16 protein-coding genes and 1 pseudogene are annotated in these 23,310 nt (G+C 61.8%); 9 read left to right on the top strand and 8 right to left on the bottom strand.

Annotation, left to right across the window (positions count from 1 at the left end; translation table 11 throughout):
* Positions 1 to 5: 5 nt before the first annotated feature.
* From ACSKT0_RS09215 to ACSKT0_RS09200, 4 genes are all read right to left on the bottom strand, one after another.
* Entirely contained in the window at positions 6 to 845 is an 840-nt protein-coding gene (locus ACSKT0_RS09215) for an alpha/beta fold hydrolase (protein WP_437773451.1), read from the bottom strand.
* A complete protein-coding gene (locus tag ACSKT0_RS09210; RefSeq protein ID WP_437773450.1) occupies positions 842 to 1,240 on the bottom strand; it encodes a hypothetical protein in 399 nt (132 codons plus the stop codon). The genes ACSKT0_RS09215 and ACSKT0_RS09210 overlap by 4 nt, the downstream gene beginning before the upstream one ends.
* 73 nt (positions 1,241 to 1,313) lie before the next feature.
* Positions 1,314 to 2,201: an MBL fold metallo-hydrolase gene (locus ACSKT0_RS09205; RefSeq protein WP_437773449.1), complete on the bottom strand. Its 888-nt coding sequence runs from the start codon at positions 2,199 to 2,201 to the stop codon at positions 1,314 to 1,316.
* 81 nt (positions 2,202 to 2,282) lie between these two features.
* Entirely contained in the window at positions 2,283 to 3,116 is an 834-nt protein-coding gene (locus tag ACSKT0_RS09200; protein ID WP_437773448.1) for an SDR family NAD(P)-dependent oxidoreductase, read from the bottom strand.
* Between the two features lie 1,024 nt (positions 3,117 to 4,140).
* On the opposite strand from ACSKT0_RS09200, the gene ACSKT0_RS09195 reads away from it, so the two are divergent.
* The 3 genes from ACSKT0_RS09195 to ACSKT0_RS09185 all read left to right on the top strand — a co-directional run bounded on the left by ACSKT0_RS09195 (position 4,141) and on the right by ACSKT0_RS09185 (position 8,285).
* Complete coding sequence (locus ACSKT0_RS09195; RefSeq protein ID WP_437773447.1) at positions 4,141 to 6,339, top strand: MMPL family transporter; 2,199 nt, start codon at positions 4,141 to 4,143, stop codon at positions 6,337 to 6,339.
* Between the two features lie 114 nt (positions 6,340 to 6,453).
* Positions 6,454 to 7,629, top strand: coding sequence for a sensor histidine kinase (locus tag ACSKT0_RS09190; protein WP_437773446.1), 1,176 nt, complete (start codon positions 6,454 to 6,456; stop codon positions 7,627 to 7,629).
* Entirely contained in the window at positions 7,626 to 8,285 is a 660-nt protein-coding gene (locus ACSKT0_RS09185; RefSeq protein ID WP_437773445.1) for a response regulator, read from the top strand. Before ACSKT0_RS09190 ends, ACSKT0_RS09185 begins: the two co-directional genes overlap by 4 nt.
* Positions 8,286 to 8,901: 616 nt before the next feature.
* Here the strand turns inward: ACSKT0_RS09185 and ACSKT0_RS09180 are convergent.
* The 3 genes from ACSKT0_RS09180 to ACSKT0_RS09170 all read right to left on the bottom strand — a co-directional run bounded on the left by ACSKT0_RS09180 (position 8,902) and on the right by ACSKT0_RS09170 (position 14,300).
* A complete protein-coding gene (locus ACSKT0_RS09180; protein ID WP_437773444.1) occupies positions 8,902 to 9,609 on the bottom strand; it encodes an SDR family NAD(P)-dependent oxidoreductase in 708 nt (235 codons plus the stop codon).
* A 63-nt stretch (positions 9,610 to 9,672) separates the two neighbouring features.
* Positions 9,673 to 11,835 (bottom strand): hypothetical protein, encoded by a 2,163-nt coding sequence (locus ACSKT0_RS09175; protein ID WP_437773443.1) that lies wholly within the window; start codon positions 11,833 to 11,835, stop codon positions 9,673 to 9,675.
* Positions 11,832 to 14,300 carry a glycoside hydrolase family 2 TIM barrel-domain containing protein gene (locus ACSKT0_RS09170; RefSeq protein ID WP_437773442.1) on the bottom strand — a complete coding sequence of 823 codons (2,469 nt, stop codon included), beginning with the start codon at positions 14,298 to 14,300 and terminating at the stop codon, positions 11,832 to 11,834. Before ACSKT0_RS09170 ends, ACSKT0_RS09175 begins: the two co-directional genes overlap by 4 nt.
* Before the next feature lie 319 nt (positions 14,301 to 14,619).
* On the opposite strand from ACSKT0_RS09170, the pseudogene ACSKT0_RS09165 reads away from it, so the two are divergent.
* The 6 genes and pseudogenes from ACSKT0_RS09165 to ACSKT0_RS09140 form a co-directional block, all read left to right on the top strand.
* Positions 14,620 to 14,733, top strand: a pseudogene (locus ACSKT0_RS09165) (LacI family DNA-binding transcriptional regulator); the annotation flags it as partial.
* A gap of 159 nt (positions 14,734 to 14,892) precedes the next feature.
* The gene (locus tag ACSKT0_RS09160) at positions 14,893 to 15,618 is read left to right on the top strand and encodes a substrate-binding domain-containing protein (RefSeq protein WP_437773999.1); all 726 of its coding nucleotides are present in this window, start codon (positions 14,893 to 14,895) and stop codon (positions 15,616 to 15,618) included.
* A gap of 549 nt (positions 15,619 to 16,167) precedes the next feature.
* Entirely contained in the window at positions 16,168 to 16,497 is a 330-nt protein-coding gene (locus ACSKT0_RS09155; RefSeq protein WP_437773998.1) for a GDSL-type esterase/lipase family protein, read from the top strand.
* 236 nt (positions 16,498 to 16,733) lie between these two features.
* Positions 16,734 to 18,086, top strand: a complete 1,353-nt coding sequence (locus ACSKT0_RS09150) for an MFS transporter (RefSeq protein WP_437773441.1) — start codon at positions 16,734 to 16,736, stop codon at positions 18,084 to 18,086.
* A 22-nt stretch (positions 18,087 to 18,108) separates the two neighbouring features.
* Entirely contained in the window at positions 18,109 to 20,460 is a 2,352-nt protein-coding gene (locus ACSKT0_RS09145; protein WP_437773440.1) for a glycoside hydrolase family 3 N-terminal domain-containing protein, read from the top strand.
* Positions 20,461 to 21,053: 593 nt separating this feature from the next.
* Positions 21,054 to 22,511 (top strand): family 43 glycosylhydrolase, encoded by a 1,458-nt coding sequence (locus ACSKT0_RS09140; protein WP_437773439.1) that lies wholly within the window; start codon positions 21,054 to 21,056, stop codon positions 22,509 to 22,511.
* 20 nt (positions 22,512 to 22,531) lie between these two features.
* Here ACSKT0_RS09140 and ACSKT0_RS09135 read toward each other — a convergent pair whose 3' ends face one another.
* Positions 22,532 to 23,191, bottom strand: a complete 660-nt coding sequence (locus ACSKT0_RS09135) for an NADPH-dependent F420 reductase (protein ID WP_437773438.1) — start codon at positions 23,189 to 23,191, stop codon at positions 22,532 to 22,534.
* Positions 23,192 to 23,310 lie beyond the last annotated feature (119 nt).

Here is a 23,310-nt window from a genome sequence, read left to right as displayed (position 1 = left end):
ATGGATCACACCGGTGCCAAGCCGCGCCTGTGCAGGAAGTCGATCACGATCGTTGCCATTGCTTCTGGAGCCTCAAAGGAGGCATAGTGCCCCATCCCCCGACCGATTGCCTTCTCTGCGAGGCCGTTGGGCACAGCCGCGACAATCGCGTCGAGACCCTCTTCGGGAACCCAGTAGTCCGCCTCGCCTTTGAAGACCAGCAAAGGGCAAGCAACGTTCCCTAGGCGGGCGCGGACATCGTGCGTGGCCCAGCACTGCAAGTCGGCGGTACCGACCTCCTGCGCGCAATACCGGTGCTGCCAACGGAATTCCTGCAGGCGGTCCCCCGATACGCCGTATACGCCAGACATAGCTACTCGCTCGGCGAAATCTCGCCAGCTGGGCATCGCATGCGGGCTTTCCCACCAGTGACAGTAACGGGTGAACTGGTCACCCTCGGGCGCCGCGGTGATGTCCAGAACAAGCGCCGCCAGAATCTCGTCAGGGTGGTCGACTGCGAGCTCAAGGGCTATACCGCCACCGACAGCAGCACCACACACGATGGGCTTGTCATCAGGAAATACGATTCGAAGAAACTTGCGCATGAACTCCGCGTAGTCATGCATGGACCTCACGGGCTGCCAGTCAATCGGGTAAGACTTACCGTGACCCGGTAAGTCGATTGCGATCGCCCGGAAACCGCGCCCGGCCATCACTTGGATAAACTCGTAAAACTGCATCGAGTTGGTGCCGCCAGGGTGAATGCATAGGATCACAGGCCCCTCGCTGCCGCACTGGTCGTAGTAGACGCGGGTTTTGTCAATCACTACATAATGACCTGTAACTTCAGGCAGATTTCCCGTCATTGCTCCACCGTCCCGTTATCGAGGGCCGGCAGGATGTCTTGACAAATGATCAGTAGCGCTTCATGCAACCGATGCGCTTCGAGGTGATTCCCACCTATTTCGAGTTCGAAGGAGTTCAAATGATCCCATACTTTTGTACGTCGCTCCGCCACGCTCTTCCAGACGTCGATAGAGGCTCGAATTGATACGTCATACCCCAGCGGATCGAAAGTCTGCACGAACTGTTGGGAGTCGATGATCGCGCTCTTGTAGATCTTCCAGAAGTAGCGCTTGTCGCCAAACATCAGGGCGAGTTTCGTATCCGCGAATGCGGTGGCAGTGCGAAATTCTTCGCTCGCGTTGCATGCGCTTCGCAACGTCTCGATCCATTCCAGTGACGCGAAGTCCGCAGTCAATTGTCCTCCTACTGCGTTGTAGTTATGGTGCCTGCGTAAAATGTTGGCGCCAGCATCCTGCGGGCGTCGGTGTTCACTGAATAACTGCCGGTTCCCATACTTTGGGTACGAATTCGTACCCGCCCTCGCCGATAGCCTTCACATGCCCGATACCGGGAAAGTCGATGTGGAGCCCTGCAATCAGTTCTCCTCGCTCCGACACATCCTGCATGACCCGTTTCCGTGTCCGGCTCGCCTGCACCTGGTCAGAGTCGAACGCAACACCCCACTCGGGATGTGCGAACTGCAGCTGCGGTTGATGGACGATGTCACCCCAAATGAAGAGGGACTCACCTTTTGATTCAATGCGATAGCCGGAGTGGCCCGGTGTATGGCCTGGAAGGTGCACCAGTTCGATGCCGGGGAGCACATTTCCAGTGTCGACCCACGTAAACTTCGATAAAATCGGAAGCAGTGTCTGCGTGAAGTCGTACTGCTCAAGGAGGGCCTCACCGCCTGACGGTGACTCGCCGCCAAACCAATAGCCCTTCTCGTCCCGATGTGCAAAATAAGCAGCATCCGGAAAAACGGCCTCGCCCAATGGGGTTATCCCACCACCTGCGTGATCGGCGTGCAAATGGGTGAACAGCACGTGTGTGATCTCAGCTGGTTCGATCCCTACGCGCCTGAGCTCCGTTGTGAGACGGCCCTTAGACGGCTCGACACCACCGCCCACACCGGTGTCTATTAGCACCTTCGCAGAGTCACTTTCCACAAGATAGGCGTTAATGGTGATAGTCGGAAATTCTCCGCGAAGGCTCTTAGCTTGATGCTCCTGCACCTCGGTATTCAACGCGCCTGTCACCAGAGCGAGCGGGAATTCCACCAGACTGTCTAAAATCACCGTGACACGCAGGTCGCCGACCATCATCGAGTACGTGCTGGAAACCTGCGACTGGTGCGTTTTGTACTCGTTACTCATTGTTCATCCTTGAAATACGGAAACTGGTGAGCCCACTCACTGCGGGCCTGAGGCCACTAAGCCCGGTTAATACGTTGAAGGCTAAGTGCCGGGGAGAGTCTCCAGCCAAGGTACGTCGTAACCTTCCTCGGCAACAGGCCGAATCGGGAGCCCCAGCGGTGTGCCTGCTGAATAGCCGCCGTCGACCACAATCGAGGCCCCTGTCACGAAACTGGCTTCGTCCGAGGCGAGGAATGAAACTGCCGCGGCAATTTCCTCCGGCCTGCCGTACCTGTGCATGGCAGTGAGCATGGCTACCATTGACTTCGACGCGTACCCGGGTCGAGGTGTGTCCGGACGGGTCATGCCCGTATCGGTATTACCTGGCGCAACATCATTGACGCGAATTCCGTAATCAGCCATATCGAGCGCTAGCGCCTTGGTCAGGGAATGCACGCCCCCCTTACTTGCCATGTAAGGGGCCCGCATATGGGCGGTAGTGAATGCACCATTGGAGCTGACGTTCACAATGGCACCGCCGCCGGTCGATGCCATGTGCTCGCCGAGATAGCGACAGTAGTTCCAGGTTCCTGTGAGATTGACGCCTATAAGGGTGTCCCACTCGTCGTCGGAATATTCGAAGACGTTCTTGTAGGTGTTAACTCCGGCGTTGCATACGAGCACATGCACCTGTTTGAAGTCTGACAGAGTCTCAGCGATTACGCGCCTGACATCGGAGGAGCTGGAAACATCGACTCCATAAGCTTGTGCTTCCCCTCCAGCCTTCTGAATTTCCTGCACGACAGCTTGTGCGTTCTCAATATTCTTGTCGTGAATAGCGACTCGTGCCCCTTCGGACGCGAGTTGCAGTGCGATTGCACGTCCGATGCCATGACCGCCACCGGTCACGACTGCATTTTTCTCGTTGAACCTCATCGTCCCAATCCACTCATTCGAACCTGCCCACAGTGCTTTCGTAGTGCGATGCGCTGTGAGTCACCGTTGTCATTGTTAGCTGCAATCAAAACACGAGAAGACGGTGTCCTTCTGTCCCAAAGGACACAGAACGGGCTTCGACTTTCTAACCTACGCTGTCTGCAGCCCAGCGACTTTGATACAGCCAAGGACTCGTCTTTCTCAGCCTGGGAGCCGGTGGTCCGGCGGTGTTGCTGGCTATCAACTTTGCCGTTACGGCGTTGCGGAGACAACAACTGGGGCGGTTGTCGGCACCGGGCTCCGACAGCCGAATGAGCACAGCCGCGTAGTTTATGCATGCACCCCGCTAGTGTCACTCGACGCTCGAAGGCAATCGACTGGTGCCGTTTTTGCATGCCCGAAGAAATTTCGCATTGGAGGGTTCGGCCTGTAAGGGGAACCTCATAGGTTCTACATCGTCATGTAGCTCAGTCAGTTTTGTGATGCCGGCCAATGTGCACTGTCTCGCATAGACCAGTACTTCGCGTATCGAACCAGAGAAGCACTGCGATACGTGTCGGCGGGAGACACGGAGGTGATCCGCCGTAAAAGCAGGTTCCATACGGGAGTCCCAGTATCTGGAAGGCCAGCCGCCCATCCCGACTCCTCTAGTTTGGATTAGATGCTGAGGCCATGCTCGTCCTCGAAGGGATCCCTAGCACGCGTCGGAGCGGACAGCTCTACCCCACAATCAGACTCATCGATCAATACGGCACCGCCACGCAAAGCAACCAGGAACCGACCAACAAGTCACCGGAATCCCGGCAAGCCCGGTGATTCCGGTGATTCAGAGACCGGAAAATTCAGACTAATTGCTCCAGCTCCAACACGCCGATCGCAGTAGACCTTTCCCGGGACTACTTCAAATGAAGTACATCGATCGATCGGATCGAACGAAGACTGCGAGATGGCATTGGGGAAACATTGGAGTGTAGCCAGCCGCCCCGACGGCGCAGCGGCCCCACCTTTATCCCTGGAGTACACCATGCCTAATGTCCTTGCCGCGATCGGGCGTTTCAGCGCCCGGCACCGGTTCATCATCATCGCCGCGTGGGTGTTGATCTTCGCCGTGTTCACCGGCATTACCGCCACCTCGGCCAACATGAACGGGTCGACGGGCGGGATGCCTGCGACCGATGCTTCAAAGGCGCTCACGACCATGCAGGAAAAGTTCCCGGCCATGAGCAGCAGCCCGGGAGCGAAGACGCTGCAGCTCGTTATCGAGACGCACGGCTCCGCGAAGGCCACCGACGCGGCCACGAAGGCAGCCATAGAGTCGGTCCTGACCAAGGCCGAAGCGCTGCCGAACGTGAAATCGGTCAGCGATCCGTTCAACGTTCAACGCCCCTATATTTCCAAGGATGGCACCACCGTGGTGTCCACTCTGGAGTTCTCCGGCATCACGGATGACAATGCCTCGGAAACCTACCAGGAGGTCGTCGGCTTCGCCCAGGGCCAGGGTTCCCAGTTCACGACCGAGGTCGGCGGGTCCATCGCGAAGGACAGCTACGCGGCGTTCGGCCCGGGCGAGGCCGCTGGCATCCTCATCGCGTTCCTGGTGCTGCTCATCACGTTCGGGTCACTGGTCGCGGCCGGCGCCAATATGCTCGTCGCGATCGCCGGGGTCGCCACAGGCACCATCGGCGTCGTCGCTTGGTCCGCGATCCATCCCATCGACTCCACGACGATCACCCTGCCCAGCATGCTGGGGCTGGCGGTCGGCATCGACTACTCCCTGTTCATCCTCACCCGGTTCCGTGCAGAGCTGAAAGCCGGGCGGAAAGTCGACGACGCCGTCTCCCGCGCCACCGGAACCGCCGGAACCGCCGTCGTCTTCGCGGGCCTGACGGTGATCATCGCCCTCGTCGGTCTCTGGGTCACCGACATCGGCGCCATCCAGGACATGGGGCTGGCCGGGGCCTTCGCGGTTGTCGTTGCCGTCTTGATGTCGCTGACGCTGCTGCCGGTTCTGATGAAGTCCCTGGGTTTGAAGGCCCTTTCCCGCAAGGACCGCAAGAAGCTTCTTGATGGCCAGGTCGAGGAGACCGAGCTGACGCGACGCTCCTTCGTCGGAGGCTGGAGCAAGGCGGTCACCCGCCGTCCGCTGCCCATGCTGCTCGGCGCCGTCGCGGTCCTCGCCATCCTGGCCGTCCCGTTCTTCAGCATGAAGACAGCCGCGAACATCCCCGGCGGCAGCAGCCCCGACTCCACCCAGCGGCACGCCTACAACCTCATCGTGGACAAGTTCGGCGGCGTCCAGTCGCCCCTGATGGTCCTCGCAGAGGGCGGCAACATTTCCGGCCAGGTTAAGACGATCCAGAACGAACTCACAGGACTGGACCACGTCAACGCCGTTATTCCCGGCGCCGTTGACCAAGCCGGCGACACGGCCCTGGTCACGGTCATTCCGGCCGGAGGCCCGATCGATGAGGGCACGAAAGCCCTCGTCCAGGACATCCGGGACCACGCCTCCAGCATCAGCGGGGTGCACCTGGAAGTCACCGGTGAGACCGCGATCGGTCTGGATACCACGGCTCTCATGACCCAGGCACTGGTCAAGTACGTCGCCGTGATCGTCATCCTGTCGTTTCTGCTGATGATGGTGATGTTCCGCTCGCTGCTCGTGCCCCTGTTCGCCACGGTGGGGTACCTGCTTTCGCTCGGTGCCGCATTCGGTGCACTCACGGCTGTGTTCCAGTGGGGCTGGCTGAAGGGAATCATTCAGGCACCCCAAGGCGACCCGATGATGAGCCTGCTGCCGATCATCCTCGTCGGGGTGCTGTTTGGCCTGGCCATGGACTACCAGGTATTCCTCGTCTCACGTATCCGCGAGGAATACGTCGGCGGACGGTCCCCGAAAGAGGCCATCATGACCGGTTTCCGGAAGTCCGGACCCGTATTGATTGCCGCGGCGCTGATCATGGGCTTTGTGTTCGGCGGCTTCGCGTCCAGCACGATGACCTTCGCAGCCGAGACCGCGTTCGGGCTCCTGGTCGGAGTCCTGGCCGACGCCTTCCTGGTCCGGATGATCATCATGCCAGCCCTGCTCTCCCTGGCCGGACACCGCGCCTGGTGGATCCCCAGATGGCTCGACAAGATCCTGCCCAACCTCGACACGGAAGGCCACGCCCTCGGCGACGCTGACGAGGACACTCACGAAGAACATGTCCTCGTGAACACCTGATAACTACAGCCTGAAGGGAAGGGCCCCCCGCTGCGGGGCCCTTCCTTCCGTCCCGTTGCAGAACAGAACCCATTGCAGAACAGGAAGAGGCAGCGAGTGGACGATAATCGTGGGATGACATCAATCAGCGCCGCGTCGGCATCGCCGGGGCTGGCATGGTTTCTGCGAGGCCAGTTCCTCGACCGCGTGGTACTGATTCTGAGCTGGGCCGCTGTTGTCACCGAGTTCTTCGTGCTGGGGCTCTCCGGTGAACCGCCACTCGGCTACACCGGCGTCATTTTCGTGGCCGCAGGCCTGATCTTGAGCCGGGTCCGGCGCACGCCGGGATTGATCGTCGTCGTGCTCGGCGCGGTTGCCGCAGCGCTGCTCTCGACCGAGTTCGTCGCGGCGTGGTCGGTCGTGGTCTTTGCCTTGTTCTCGGTGACAGTTCGCGGTTCCCGCGCTATTTTCGCGCTGCTGGTCGCCGGTGTTCCTGTCTACCTTTCGCTCGTGGTCCGGGAGCATTGGGACTTTCAGGCATCGGTGGCCCTTGTGGCCTCGGCGTGCTGTGCTGTTGGTGCTGCGGTCGGAAGCGCCGTGCGGGCGCAGCAGGGTTTCCTGGAGTCCATGAGGCAACGCGCGCTCGACGCCGAAGCGGCAGCGGATCTTGCTGTTGAACGCGGAATTGCGGAGGAACGTGTGCGGATCGCCAGAGACCTCCACGACGTTGTGGGCCATGAGGTCGCCGTGATCGGGATGCATCTGGGCGTGGCCGAAGTAAGCCTCCCCGCCGGAGAGTCTCCCGCCCGCACGGCGCTGGAGTCTGCGCGTGCCGGTGTGCGCCGGGTGTTGCACGAAACCCAGCTGATCCTCGCCGTGCTGCGCCGCGGGGGCGATGACGACTCTCCGGACCGCCCGGCACCTGATATGTCGCAGATCCCGGCGCTTGTTGAAACATTCCGCGCCGCCGGTGTTGCCGTGGATTTCGTCACCGACGGAGATACCGGCGGGTTGGATCCGATGGTGGGTCTGGCTGCCTTCCGGATCGTGCAGGAGGCGCTGACCAACGCGCAACGGCACGGCCGGGGAAAGGTGGAACTGGCGATCCGCTGTGCCGACGGACAGCTGAGCATTGTGGCGGAGAACGATTGCGCGAGCAAACGGAAGACCAGCGATGAGAGCGGGGGATACGGTCTAGTGGGTATGCGTGAACGCGCGCGCTCGGCCGGAGGCCGTGTGACTATCGATGACGATGGTCGCAGGTTCCGCCTCACCTCGATCCTGAAGACAGACGGAGGGATGATCCGATGATCCGTGTACTGATTGTCGATGACCAGGAAATGATCCGCGTCGGGCTACGCACGATCCTGGAGGCCCAGCCCAACATCACGGTGGTGGGCGAGGCCGGGGACGGACTGGAGGCGGTCCGGCTGCTCGGCGAACTGGACGTGGACGTGGTCCTGATGGACATCCGCATGCCCGGCGTCGACGGCGTGGAAGCGACCCGCCGGATCCGGCAAACCATCCCGGCCGAACGCGTCCGCATCATCATCCTGACAACATTCGATCACGACGAAACAGTCATTGCCGCGCTACGGGTAGGCGCCAACGGCTTCCTCAGCAAGGGCATAGGCCCCGCCGAACTCGCCGCTGGCATCGAGGAGGTCGCTGCCGGAGGGGGTGCCCTCTCCGCCACCGCCGCCACCGCGCTGATCGACCGGGTCGCCGAAGAACGACAGGCCGACGTCGACCCCGCCCTGGTTAACTTGTTTGCCGCCCTCACGCCCAAGGAGCGCGAGGTCGTCATCGCCATCGCCACCGGGCAGAGCAACCAGCAGATCGCCGAAACCATGTTCATCTCGCCATTCACTGTCAAGACCCACGCCAACCGGGCCATGGCAAAGGTCGGAGCCAGAGACCGCGCCCAACTGGTCGCCTACACATACCGTGCGGGACTTGCCTCCTGACCCACCTGCTGCCGGGTACACGCAACGCACACGGCCGCGACCGCCTAAGTTTGGACAGGCAGTCGCGCGTCACCTCCCGGTGCTCTCGCCGCACGCGGCCGCAGCGATTATCCAGCTGCTTCCTTGGGCGGGCAACGCCTGCGATGGATTCTCACCGCGGGCATTTTCCAGGACTTCATTCGCCGTCCGGCCGCGCGGTTCCGGAGCTTGGTGACGGCTCGGACGTCTGGGGCCGACCATGCCATGCGGTCTGGCGGAGTGACAGCGCACAATGAGCCCAGCCTGCCAAGCCTTGTACGCAGGCAGCGAGTGAGACCGATCAGTTCTCCATCAACCTGCAGCTGCGGTGTTTCGCTGCGGATTTCGATATTGAAACCCGGACGCGCGGCATGTCGTTCTGGCGGTGTGGCAGCCGAAGCCGCCACCGATCACTACGATCTCGACCGAGGCGGTGAGCGGTTCTCGCGCCACAATGGAGCGCTCGATTTGGTGCTAAGTGCACAACAACCGCGACCATTCCTTTGTGCTGCCACACGGGAGGATAGAGTTCCTTGGCCGATGTTGTCCGGCGAACCGGAAGTTGTGAAGGCCATGAGTGGCGGTCTCCGCCCCCCCTTTAGATGGCCGACCAGCCGCCATCGGAGGCAAGAATTACCCCATTGACGTTGGTGCCGTCGTCACTGAGCAGGAAGGTAATGGACGCGGCGAGCTGCGCGGCCGAAGCAGGTACGGGAACGTTGGACTTCATCAGCGGCCCGAGGCGTTCAGCGCCCAGCTGGGATCCCCAGTTCGCAACAATGTTGGCGACTGTCGGTCCCGGGGCCACAGTATTGCACCCAAAGCCCTGCCAACCGTACATGACCTCCGAGCTCTTCGTCAGACGAACGACTGTGTGCTTGCACGTGGTGTAGGCCGCCCCGGCGGCGGACCACGGAGCCCTCCCTGCGGCAAGTATGAAGGGGGCCAGGGCGCCGGTCAGGCGCATGGTGGCGGTGACGTTGACGCTGAAAACCTGGTCCCAGAGTTCGTTGTCCACTTCATGCACGGGCGAAAAGTTGTCCATGATCCCGGCAACCTTGGCGAGTGCGTCAACGCGCCCGTCGGCGGCTGCGACGATCGCAGTGATGGCCTCCTCGGTCGAGATGTCGCCGGCAACGGTGATCAGCTCCAAACCGGCATGTTCCAGCACCAGAGCGTCGAGGCGTTCCTTGCTGATGTCGGCGGCGATGACGTCGGCGCCTTCCTTGGCGACGCGCAGTGCCGTTGCGTGTCCAATGCCTGATCCTGCACCTGTGACGATGACAGTCTTCCGGGCGAACCGCACGCCGCTGATGGTTTCCTGCCACTGCTCATGAAATGGGGGTGGTCGGCGTTCTTCAATTCCTCTTTAGTTGTGTTGGATTGTTGAGGGCCACGGGACGAAGCCTTCTGTTTTGACGGTCCACCCTGTTTTGGGGAAGCCGCCCGCTCGTGCGTCGTCGCCGGCGGCGATGAGGGAGACTGCGGCGAGCAGGGATCCATTGCCGGGGAGGTAGAGGGGCAGAATTCCGCCCATTTGGGGGTTGTGCCCGACGTCGGTGTGCTGGTTTTTCGCTTCGGCCTTCAGTAGGCAGTCGATGGCCAGGTCTGGTTTGCCCAGGCGGGCTGCGGTCATGGCCATGACGGGGAAGTCCCAGCCCCAGGCGCTTGGCCAGTCCCAGGTGTCGATGACCTCGCACAGAGTGTTTTCCATCCGGACCGGGTCGATGAGCGGCGTCGGCGGGACCAACCCGTAACCGGCCAGCAGTGAGGGGTGGTCGTCGCGCCGCAGATACGGTTCGGTGGCAACGGCGTCGTACCGTTCACCGTTCGTACGGGGGCGGGCGAGATTGTCCTGGATGTCGGTCCAGCGCTCGTGCCGCGGATGTCCGGTGCGTTCGCGCCAGAGCTGTCCGATTTCCAGACCCCACCACCAGTAGGCCAGTTCGAACGTCGGGTCTTCGGTCGCGGCCGCGTCGTAAAATTCTTGGGCGGGCATGACGGGCGCCGGCAGGTGGAACACTCCGTCCCGTTCCTCGGTGAAATCAGCCATGAAAGTGGCCGTCTCGTGGACAAGTTCGGCGTAGTCCTCCAGTAGGGATGCCCCCTTTTCCGGGCTGGAGGCGTGCCAGAGTAGTTCGAGCAGGTACAGCGGGTGGGGTTGCTGCCAGATGAGCAGGGAGCCGATGGGGCTCGGGCTCTCCCGGCCGTCCGGCCCCACATGTTTGGGCCAACGGGCTCCCCGGTAGCCTTGGCGTGCTGCGGTTTCCCGGGCCTGGTCCAGGATGGACAGGTACCAGGGCATGCTGCGCTCCAGCAGTGCGGGCCGGCCCCAGGTCGCGAAGTGGGCAGCATGCCACAGGTGCATTTCCAGGTGGAATTTGCCTTGCCAGGAGTTGGTGATCAGGCCGGTCTCCTGCGGCGGTGTCACCCCGGAGCTGTTCACCGCAGTGAGGTACTGCGAAAGCACGGTCCGTCGTTCGAGTTCGTGGGCCCGCGGGTCGCTGCTGCCTTCGAAGTCGAGGGCAGCGCCGGAGGTCCAGAAGGCTTTCCAGGACTGCGCGGACGCATCCCGGAGCCAGTCAAAGCACTCACCGGTTGGCTGTTCGCGCGGGGCCGTGGGGTCCGCAGTGAACGCGGCAACGAGTTCCAACGTCGTCTGCGTCGTGGCGACCCTGAACTGGTGAGGTTCATCGTCGGGAGTGATCGTTGCGCCGTTGGTGTCGAGATCAACCCGGTAGCTTGTTGCGTCAAGCTGGCGCAAGATACTCGAGCTACCAGTCCCCCGGGAGGTCAGTACGGAGGTGTGGCGGTTCGGAGAGTCCCAGTCGGAGGTCTGGAAGAATCCTTCGGAGGCATACGGGAAGCGCACTGAGACGGTCAATCGTCCATCGCGCAGCAGCTCGGAATTGATTCGGAAGCCGACGCTGGGACTGTCCGGCGAGGCTGCAGTTTGAATTCGCACCATTTCACCGGAATAGCGGAACGAGGTCTCGATGATGCCGGTCCACAAATCCAGTTCCTGGTGGACCACGGTAAGAGTGTCCGGGTCGGTTTCCACGTCTCCATCAGGGCTCTGGCGCAGCTGCAGGCCGATGCGTCCGAGATCAAGTCTTTGCGGGTTGGCGTGAAGCCAGGCTCCGGGTTTGTTGTCGTCGGTGAGTTGTCCGCGCATGGCTTGTTCCATGTCGTACCGGTCCGGATACGACACCCGTCCGCGCGACGTTTCGTAGCGGGACATGGCGTCGTCGAGCACGTAGCCTTCAGGGTTCGGCATTTCATGCCATCCCCAGGAACTCATCGTCGCCGTGTTCACGGCCACTTCGCCGCGCCCCATGGCCGACTTGGCATCGTGGTAGTCGGTGAAGGTCTGCATGCCGGTGATGTCCGCGGTGTAGGCGAAGTCACCGTTTCCCACCGTCAGGACGTGCTGCGGGTCGGGGGCGTTGATCTTGATTGCGTGCCTGGCTACGACCGCGCGACGGTCGATCATGGATTCAGTGTTAACGGTCTTTTCCTCTGCCGGCATCATGCGAGGACTCCTTCGGTGTTGACGGGCAGCAAAGCATCGGCTTTGGCGACGGCTTCGAGCGACAGTGTCACGGATTCGTAGCCCTCCACGGTCGCAGTCAACGTGATGAGCCCAGCCCCGGTGGGCCGGATGATGGCCAGGGCGCGCCCGTCGAAAGTCGTGTGCTGGTTTCCGACGTAGCTTTCCCGGGTGTCCGGACGGGCACTGCCAAGTGCCTGGAGGACGCCGGCCCCCTCAACCGAAACCATGATTTTCCCCTCAATATGTGTGGCGAGCGTGCCGTCCTGGTCGCGGAACTCCAAAGCCACATAGCTAAGATCACTGTCATCGGCCCGGATGACGGCACGGTCCGCGTTTGCCGTCAGTCTGATCGCCCCGGCGGCGGTGCGCAGCGACGTTCGTGATTGTTCCGTTCCGTTGACGTATCCGACAGCGGTCAACTCACCCGGGTGATACTCGACCTCGAAAATGGCCCGGAAGTCCCTCTCCGCACCGGCCGGCGCCCGGCCAAGGGTCTCGCCGTTGAGGAACAATTCCACTTCGTCCGCGTCACTGTAGACCTCGACCGTGACTGGTGATCCGGACGCGACATTCCAGCTCCAACTGGAGATGGAATCGCTCCATGCCCATTGACCGGCACCATGCTCCCGCCCATGGTGCTCAGGCCGCTGCACGGCAATATAGGGCGCGCTGCGCCGACCGAAGACGATTTCGCGGTAGTACGAAGCCGGCCGGCGGTAGCCGGTGATGTCGATGTCGCCGCACCAAGCGGCGATCCACGGGTACGGTGCCCCGAAATCCTTGTCCCGATCGTACCTCGCACGACCGATCCCGGCCTCGCCAAGATAATCCCAGCCCGTCCAGGTGTAGTCACCGATCACGTGCGGGTTTTCGGTCACGAGCTTCCAGTTCGTGTTGATCTGCCCGGGATACGTTTCGGTGCCGACGATGATCCGGTTGGGGAACAGCTCCCGGTCCATGAGGTAGCGGCTCTCGCCATAGTTCAGCCCGGCGACGTCCACGACGGCGTGGGACTCGGCCGTCCTTTCACTCACCATGTCGGAGGCACTGATCCGCCCCATGAAGTCCGCAGCCTGGCTCATCATGTCGTTCACACCCTGGACGGCGCCCTCCCCCGCGCGACGCTCGCGCATCATCGCGGCGACATCCTTCAGGGTGGAGACGAAGCCGTTGACGCCATTGGTAATGTATCGGGTACCGTCCAAGGACCTGATCTTTTCGGCGATCTTCCGGCCCCAGCCCGATCCCAATCCGGTACCCGTTTCAGGGATTTCATTGCCGATCGAGTAGAAGATGACACTCGGGTGGTTGAAGTCCTTCGCCACCATGGCCTCGACGTCACGCTCCCACCATTCGGGGAAACTCAGGGAGTAGTCAAAGGAGGACTTGCTCTCGGTCCAGATATCGAAGGTCTCGTCCATGACCAGCATGCCGTACTTGTCGCAGGCGTCGAGCATGGCCTGGCTGAGCGGGTTGTGGGAGCTCCTGATGGAGTTGAAACCGGCTGCCTTGAGCAGTTCGATGCGGCGTTCCTCGGCGCGGCCGATCGCCGCCGCGCCGAGGATACCGTTGTCGTGGTGGATGCAAGCGCCGCGCAGCTTGATCGTCTCGCCGTTGATCTGCAGCCCTCGCTCCGGGTCGAGCTGCAGCGAACGGATCCCGAAGGTGGACGCGTGTTCATCCACGACGCCGGCGAGGTCCCGGAGCCGGGTCTGTACGTTGTAGAGGTGCGGGGTGTCGATCCCCCAGAGCCGGGGTTCCTGGATGTACAGGCGCTGCCGGAGGACTGCGCTTTCGCCAGCGCGCACCGTAACGGGGGCCGTATCGGCCGCTACCGCGAACCCCGACGCGTCCGTGATCTCCGTATCGACGTCCACGGTCGTTGTTTCCCGGCCGGAGTTCCTGACCGTGGTGGCCACCTCCACGACCGCCCGCGCTGCGGTGATGTCCGGCGTCGTAATCCGCACCCCGCTCCCGGGTACATGGACCAGGTTCGCCACGATCAGAACCACATCCCTATGAATCCCCAGGCCCGAGTACCAGCGGGAGTCTTCATGGGCGCGGGATTCCACCCGGATGGCGTTGTCCTGCCCGTATTTCAGGAACGGACCCAGCTCAACTTCGAAAGTCGAGTACCCATACGGTCGCTGCCCGGCGAAATCACCGTTGACGAACACGACGGCATCCCGGTAGACCCCTTGGAACTCGACCGAAAGGCGTTTGCCCCGGTAACCCTCCGGCACGTCGAATGCCTTCGAGTACTCGACCGTCCCGCCCGGGAAGTACCCACCGTGCGGGCCGGAGGTTACCGAGCGCTCCATGCTGATCATGGAGTCGTGGGGCAAGGTCACGGCCTCCCCGGCGGCAGCAGGACTCGAGATCTCCGCGAAAATGCTGACCTTTGGCCGAACAGACCAGCCTTGATTGAACGACGTACGGGTCATCGGTTTCTCCCTCGTAAGCGATGAATGGAAAAGCTAGTGGACACGGACGTATCACGTGTCATCAAAGCGTAGATCCGCTAGTATCACGTGTCAATGGTCGATTCGGTTTATGGAAAACTCTGCGAACTATTAGTCCCGTCATGGCGGTCACAGTGATCTGGGCCGGCGCATACGCCCGCGGGAGCCGGCGTATGCTGCTGCAGTTCCGGGACGAGCCGGGCCATCTAACGAATAGCCCGAAATGCACGCAACCTTAAAGAGTCTCAGTAAGCGTGCGGGCAGTATCACGTGTCAAGCCTGGGTGTGACATGCTATTAGCGTGGCACCAGATCCGATTCGCACCAAGCAACCAACCAGCTTTGACGTTGCCAAAAGGGCAGGAGTGTCCCGGGCGACGGTCAGCCATGTCCTTAATGGACAGGGGTCCCGTTTCCCAGAGGAGACGAGGGCAAAGGTGCTGAACGCCGCCGCCGAGTTGAACTACCGACCGTCGCCCGCCGGCAGAGCCTTGGTAAGAGGGCGAAGCGACATCGTCGTAGTCGTACTACCAAACACGACATTCGGGAGCAATCTTCAGGATCTTGTGGACAGCGTGACTCACCAGGCTGCCCGGCACGGCCTGAGCGTCGTAGTCCGCTTCGCAGGGCGGGACGCGGCTGAAACGCTCGCCGCGATTCTGCACTTCCGGCCGGTAGCCGTGGTGGACCTGGGCGTCCTGTCCCCCGAAGACCGGGAATCCGTGGAGGCCACCGGCGCCAAGGCTATTCCGCGATATCGGCGTCCGGTAGAGCCCGAAGGCGACCTCAACTTCCTCCTCGGCCGGATCATGGCGAACGAGCTGCTTCGGAACGGGCGACGTCGCCTCGCATTTGCTGCACTCGTCGACGAACGCCTGGATCCCTTTGGCCCTCCCCGCTACGAAGGCATGAAAGCTGCTGCCGTGGCCGGCGGATTACCCGCACCGGAGCGGCTCGAAATCCCACTGGAGCTGGCGGGGGCTGCAGCGGCCCTCAAGGCATTCTCCACCGAGGGTTCACCGATGGGAGTGGGTTGTTATAACGACGACGTTGCCATCGCGGTGCTGGCGGCCGGCAGGATCCTCGGGTTGCGAACGCCTGGAGATCTTTCAGTTGTCGGAGTGGACGCCACGGAGGTGGGTCAACTGGTGTCTCCCAGACTGACCACCATCCTCATACAGAATGACTCACTCATGGCGCAGATCGCGGCGGACCTGGAACAGCTGAATGTGGGGGACGCCCCCACTCAGGTATACGATGCGAGCCCAAGCGTCAAAGTCATACCAGGCGAGACGACGTGAGTCATCTGGGTAGCCGTGGCGACTGCCGCGCAACTTGGATTCAGTCAGTCCTGAACGCCGTCCCTTCTGAGACAAGCTACAGCAAGACCTATGACTAGAAGCCGTTACTGGGCAGGGGCCCAGCCCGCGCCTCTTCCGCAGTGGCCGGACTCACTTAGGGCACCCCTTTGCCATGCGGCGTGATGACTGAGCAACACGGATCCGGGCGGGCGAAAGACTCGGATATTAGCCGATGCACAGAAAAAACTGCACCTCGGCGATTGCCAAAAGCGATGCTCGCCGGACTGCGCGCGGCTATCAGCGCAGGTCGCGAATCTTCAGAAGTGAATCTCAAATGCGTCGGCGCGCCACAAGGAAGAGAACACGATGAAGAAACGGTTGGCGACATGGTCCGCCGAGAAGTGGACCCGACCGAGCAAAAGGATGCGGGCCTCGCAGTTCGAGCAGTTCGAGATACTGTCTGGGGATGTCGTGTTCCTTGGTGACAGCATCGCTGAGGGCGGGTTGTGGAACGACTGATTCCCAGGAGTTCCTGTCAAGAACCGGGGAATCCAGGGTGATAGCACCACTGGTGTACTCACCCGCCTGAAAACTACGACAGCAAATTCTCCGGCAGCGGTCTTTCTGCTGATTGGGACGAACGATATTGTACTGGCCGTCGATGATGACGAGATCGTTCGGAATATCACCCGGATCATCACCGAGATCGCTACCGGATCGCCGGCGACAAGAGTCTTCCTCCAGAGCATTATGCCCCGGAAGCCTAAGTTCGCATCGCGCATCCGCGGGCTCAACACCCGGCTCGCCGGTGTTGCGTCAGAGACGGTGCAACGTGGATTGACCTCTGGCCCGGCTTGGAGGGTGAATCCGGCGCCATAAAAAGCGCCTTCTCGCTTGACTCGCAGCACCTCACGGGGTCGGGATATGTTGCATGGGTCAGTCTTCTGCGACCTCACATGGCATCGATTGGCGCCGTGGATGGTCCCGTCAATCTCAAAACCAACATCCAGCACTAATATTGACACGTGATACTAACCACATTCATACTTAGTAGCACGTGATACTAAATTAGGACGTCGCCTAACAAACCCGCCCTTCGACAAAGGAGTCGCATAATGGTCGACCAAACACCCCTGCTTCAGCCCGCACAAATGTCAGTCTCAATGGGCGGGGCCGCCGCCATCGGCGAAGAGCTGCTCGCGTCCAATAGATCGTTTGTAGTCCGGACGCCAGTGAGCAGCAAATACATTTGGCTCCTCATCCTCGCTTCACTCGGCACTTTCGTGGCATACGTCGCACCTATTGGAATCTCCCTGTCGCTCCGAGTTCAGGAACTCGCGCCGCAGAACGTGGAAGTACTTGGCTATGTCGTCGGTGCCGGCGCCGTCGTTGCCACAGTCGCTGGCCCCCTGACAGGCATGTGGAGCGACCGGACCAGAACCAGAATCGGCCGGCGCCGACCATTCGCAATCGGCGGCGCTCTGCTCGGTCTAGTCGCTTTGGCCTGCCTGGCCTGGGCGCCGACGATCCCGCTCCTTGCCGTGGGCTGGATGATCGCACAACTTGGTTGGAGCTCGGCTCTGAACTCGCTGCTGCTCTCACAAGCGGACCAGCTACCGGAGGAACAGCGCGGAAAGGTCGCCGGACTGAGCGGATTCGTCCAGATGATCGGCTCCGTGCTCGGCGTCGGGATCGCAAGCGCCTTCATCGGGAACAACTATCTGGTCTTCCTGGTCCCAGGTCTTTTCGGTGTGGTCTTGATGGCACTCTGGGTGATCGTTATCAAGGAACCCAGCAGCCGCGACATGGAATTGGCCGACAAACTGACCGTCAGCAAGGTTCTCGGCAATATGGTGTTCAACCCGGCCAGGCACCCCTACTTCGCCTGGAACTGGCTCGGCCGACTGTTCTTCATGTTCGGCGTCACGTTCGCAACAACCTTCACCACGCTTTTCTTCGCATCGCGGCTTTCCGCCGGCGGACGCGTCGCTGACATCGGTGGTCTCATCGTCATCCTTTCCCTCGCCGGTGTTGTCGCCACTGCCGGCGGCGCACTGCTCGGCGGTTTCCTGTCTGACAGGCTCAAGCGACGACGTATCTTCGTCCTCCTGGCGGGGCTCGCCTTCACAGTGGGCGCCATCGTCATGGCGTTCGGGGGCTCGAATGCCCCTTTGCTCATCACCGGTTCGGTGGTCACCAGCATCGGGCTGGGTGTCTTCTCCGCGGTCGACCAAGCCATCACGCTGGACGTTCTGCCCGAGCGCGACACTGAAGCGGGCCGATACATCGGCATCAATGCCTATTCAACCTCACTCGCGCAGGCGATCGCACCAATCGTGGCGGCGCCCCTTCTGCTCATCGGGGCAAACGGTGCCGACAAAAACTACGGGCTGCTGTTCATCGTCGCGGCCGCATGCACGCTGATCGGCGGCACGGTCGTGATGGTCTTCGTTCGCAGCGCCAAGTAAAAAGCCACAGGAGAATCCGAGCATGGACAGCATCACCACGTATTTGACACGCATGAGTGTCGACGAAAAGATGGCACAGCTTTCGGGAATGATGCTCCCGAGTCTGTACGATTTCCGCCCACCAACGGAGGCCTCCCCTAGTGGCCTGCACATCGCCACCGAGAAGCTCGCCGAGCTGCGGCCGCACGGGCTCGGCCACCTGTCCCTCGCCTGGTTTCATCGCGCGCCCGAGGACGAGTACCGCGACGTTCTCAACTCGATCCAAACCGCTGCCCGGGAGGTGAGCAGATTTGGTATCGGCGCCCTCATCCATGCGGAGGGGATCAACGGACTCGTGCACGGCACGGGCATCCCGTACCCCACAGCTTGGGCGCAGGCCGCCACCTGGATGCCGGACCTGATCGAAACCAGCTCGGCGATCACGACGGAGCAAATGCGCCGGTACGGCATCCAGCTTTGCTTCTCCCCTGTGCTCGACCTCGCTCGCGACCCCCGCTGGGGTCGCGTCCACGAGACCTACGGGGAGGACCCCGAGCTCGTGTCACAGATCGGCGTGGGCTTCATCCGAGGCATCAACGGGCGGGACCGTGACTCCGGCGTCCAGGCAACAGGGAAACATTTCCTCGCCTATGGGTTGTCCGAAGGCGGTCACAACCAAGCCCGATCCACCGTCGGCCGACGAACCCTGACCGACGAGTACGCCGTGCCCTTCCGCCGCGCGATCGCGGAAGCCGGACTATCGGTGGTGATGAACTCCTACAACGAGGTCGACGGGATCCCAGTCGCAGCGAACAAATGGCTGCTCACCGATCTACTGCGCGGCGAGCTGGGATTCTCCGGTCTCGTCGTCAGCGACTACGATGCCGTCCGGATGCTGGTCCGCCCTTACCACGTTGCCCGTGATGCCGAACAGGCCGGAGCGATGGCGCTGAACGCCGGACTGGATGTCGAGCTTCCTGGGGACGAAGACTTCAGCCTGCTTGGCGCCGCCCTCGACAATGGACTCATCAGCGAACAGACACTCGACCTCGCCGTCGCACGCGTGCTTGAGACCAAGCGAGAAGCGGGCCTCCTCCCCCACCTCACTCCCCTCCGACCGCACCGCCCGGCCACAGTACCCGACAGGGACGAGGCCCGGAGGATCGCCCGCGACATCGCGGAGAACGCCGCGGTGCTCCTGCAGAACGACGGCGTGCTGCCACTCAAGGCGAACACCACGGTCGCCGTGGTCGGCAGCCTCGCCGACGAGTTGCGCGTCCACTTCGGTGCGTATACCGACGTCGCCAACGACGAGCAGCCGATGGCTATCAACATGATCCGGACCGGACAGGTGGTCACCATCGACCCAGCGACGTTCAACTTCACAGACATCTTCCAAGCAAGAATCCCCGGCATCGCCCCGACGTTTGAAGGCATCGCCCGAGGCCTCTACCCAGATACCCCGACGATCCTCGCAGCCCTGAAGGCGCATCCCGATATCGAAACGATCTTCGTCGACTGCGGCACGCCGGACAACAATGATCCAATCGACGCCGGTGCACTGCGCGACGCGATCGCGCAGGCCGACGTCGTCATCGCCGTCGTCGGAGAGCGCACCGGATGGGTTGGCAACAACTCAGCGGGCGAAGGCCAGACCTCGGCGAAGATTGAACTGCCCGGCAACCAGACTGCGCTGATCCAGGCACTGCGAGAAATCGGCATCCCCCTGGTGACAGTGGTCATCGCCGGTCGTCCGATCCTATTGACGGAAGTCGCCGAGGCATCCGCCGCCGTCCTGCTGGAGCCTCTCCTGGGCGGCGAGGGTCCCCAAACCGTCGCGGACGTGCTCACCGGGATCGTCGAGCCCGGTGGCCGGCTGCCCTCCACTTTCCCCCGTCACGTCGGTCAGATTCCCCTGTACCACGGCCATCCCTTCGGGAGCGGCTACGAACATCCGACCGGGTCACGGCACCCCTACAACGACCTGGACCCAACACCGCTTTTCCCGTTTGGGCACGGCCTCGGGTACACCACGATCGAGCTGTCGCTCGAAAGCGTCGAGGTCGACGAAGTGGCAGGCATGATCACCACTCGGATGACCGCCTCGAACACCGGGAGCCGCAACGGCTCCACGGTCACACAGGTGTACGCGCGGGATGAGCACGGATCGGTCGTTCGCCCGGTGCGCCAGCTTGTCGCGTTCCAGCGCATCGAGCTGGACGCAGGCACTTCGGCGACGGTGGAGCTTACTTTCCCGATCGAACGCTTGTTCTACACCTTCCCAGATGGTCGACGAGGGATCGAAGCGGGCGAGATCACCATCATGGCATCCACCAGCAGCGCGACTGTCCACGGCGAGAAGACCGTGTCTGTAGGCGCCCGAACCGTTCGCTGAACTCCAAAGAGTGAACACTAAATGAGCACGGAGCACCTGGCCGCCTCAATCACATTGGTTTGATCGGACGGTCGGGTAAGCGCAAACGGCGGGCCAATCTTGCCTCAGACGACGGCCGGTCAAGCCCCGCATCAATGCGAGTCCTCGCGACCGGCACGAGGACCCTGACCCCATCCAGCAAAAGGAGGATCAATGTCGCCGTTTCCCGAGCAGCTTCTTTGGGGAGCATCCGCTGCCTCGGATCAGGTCGAGGGTAACAACCTCAACAGAACAGGCTCGTCGCCGCGGCCCCGAGCCCGAACAACCGCTCGTCGGCACGGCCTACCGGCCGGACGTCCTTAGCGTCGCCGTCAGGCACGGCTGGGGGTCATTGGGAGCCGACTTTTGGCCTGATCGCCGTCGATCTCGAGACCTTCGAACGCCACCGAAGCCAAGCCTGGCGTGGTTGGACCGGGTCGCTCTCACCAGCGGCATAGCCCTGAACCGGAACTGATCACCTCCGGTTCAGGGCGTTGACGTCTCCTGCCGCAGCCGTGAGAAGAACCGGGACGGCCGTCCCCATGAAGACTAACGATTGAACAAGGAACATTGACTTGAGTGCAGCACCGATCATCCCCGGGTTCCATCCTGATCCATCCATTTGCCGGGTGGAAGACGACTACTACCTGGTCACCTCCTCCTTCGAATACAAGCCAGGAGTGCCCATCTTCCACAGCCGCGACCTCACCTCATGGGAGCTGATCGGCAATGCACTCGAGCGGAATGATCAATTGTCAATTCCGTCGTCCGCCGGCGGCGGAGGAATCTATGCACCGACGATTCGACACCACGGCGGACACTTCTGGCTGATCACCACGAACTTCAACGAGGTCCGCAAAGGACACCTGATCGCCTCGGCAACAAATCCAGCCGGCCCGTGGAGCTCGCCCGTTTACACGGAGGGCGTCCTGGGAATCGACCCGGACCTATTCTGGGACGTCGATGGGACCTGCTACCTAACGTGGGCCGGATATGACCGGACCGGAATTGCAATCCTGCAGGCCCCGATCAATCCGGAGACCGGAGCGATCCTCGGGGAAACGCAAGAGGCCTGGCAAGGCACAGGCCTGGCCAACACGGAGGCCCCGCATGTGTACCGCAGAGGAGACTGGTACTACCTCATGCTGGCCGAAGGCGGCACCGAGCGGGGGCACGCCGTCACGATCGCACGCTCACGGTCACTTGCCGGTCCCTGGGAATCAAATCCGGCGAACCCGATCCTCAGCCACCGCAGTACGTCCAGCCCGGTACAGAACACCGGACACGCCGACCTCGTCGAGACGCCCGACGGCCAGTGGGCGATGGTGTACCTAGGGGTGCGGCCGACCGGCCCGACCCCCGGCTTCCACGCAAACGGCCGCGAGACCTTCCTGGCAGGCGTTTCGTGGGTGGACGACTGGCCTGTGGTCGACGAGGACGCATTCACCGTCCCGGAATGGGCGGGAGACATCGACGACGAATTCACGGACACCGAGCTCGCCCACCACTGGATCGGTCCCGGGCTGAACCCCGCGGAATTCACCAGTCGCGGACCAGACGGCGGGATCGCCATTGTACCCAGCGCGACACATCGAGCCTTGCTTGCGAGGCGCGTGGAGCACCAGTCCTGGGAAGCCCGAGCAACCGTCGACGCTGGAACGGGACGACTGGTGCTGCGGCTTGATGAAGCGCACTGGATAGCCGTCGAATCCGCCCGCGATACCGTTTCCGCCCGAGTCGTGATTGGTCCTGCGGACCAGGTGCTCGCCACGGCGGCGGTTACGTCGGCCGCCGTCGTGCTTGCGATTCGGTCGACATCAGAAGCGACGGGCATGTTTCCCATAGCCACCGTTGCCGACATCCTTAACGTCGGCTACTACGAAGCTGAAGAATTCACAGCTCTCGCCACTATCGACGGGCGCTACATTTCAACGGAAGTTGCCGGCGGCTTCACCGGCCGTGTCATCGGAGTCGAACCGGTGTCGGCTAGTAAACCCGCGACTTTACGCCGATTTGAATACCGAGCCCTCTGAGGAATAATACTTCCGCTGTCCTACATAAAGCGGTAGCGTACCGCTGAGGCCAGAGCGGCCTCGAGTTCTTCGCGGGTAGCGCGGACGCCCAGACCGGGGTTAAATTCCCCCGAGAGTTGGGGAATGTCTCCGTCCGGCCCGATGTATGGCCGGCTGTATGCCGCAGTATCGCGCTGGAATCGCCATCCTTCCGCCAGCGGTCCGGCGTCGAGGGTCTCGTAGCCGATTGAGTCGAGGAAGTTGGTGACCGTTGCTTTCGCCTCCGAGTCGTCGCCAGCTATAGCGAGCGTCGAGCGGTCTGGCGCGCCGGAGGGGCGCGCAAGGTTCCCCAAATGCGTGTAATAGATATTGTTGAACGCCTTGATGACCTGGGATCCGGGTAGGTGGCCCTGGAGGAGTTCACTGGTGGTGGTCGACTCGTTGTCGAGTTCCGGTATGCGACCGTCACGGTCCGGATAGTAGTTATTGGTGTCGATAACGACCTTGCCGTTCAGCTCTTCGACGGGCACTGTAGTGTAAGCCGCCAGAGGGATCGTAACCACGATTAGATCACCGGCTTCCGCGGCTTCCCTTGGTGTTGCGGCCAGGGCTTGTGGCCCGAGTTCAGCGACAAGGTCGGCAAGGGTGTCAGGACCGCGGCGGTTGCTCAGGACTGCTTCGTGGCCAGCTTTGATTACCAAACGCGCAATGGTACTTCCGATACATCCGCTGCCTATAAATCCGATAGTGCTCATGAATATTCCGTCGCTCACACTTAGGTGAGCTCTTCCTTTCTCTGGTGTCGCATGAACGTTCCCCG

This window comes from Arthrobacter sp. KNU40 (genome assembly GCF_051515115.1).
Lineage (GTDB): Bacteria > Actinomycetota > Actinomycetes > Actinomycetales > Micrococcaceae > Arthrobacter.
The sequence above is the reverse complement of the archived record's forward strand: the minus strand, read 5'-3'. Positions and strand labels throughout refer to the sequence as shown.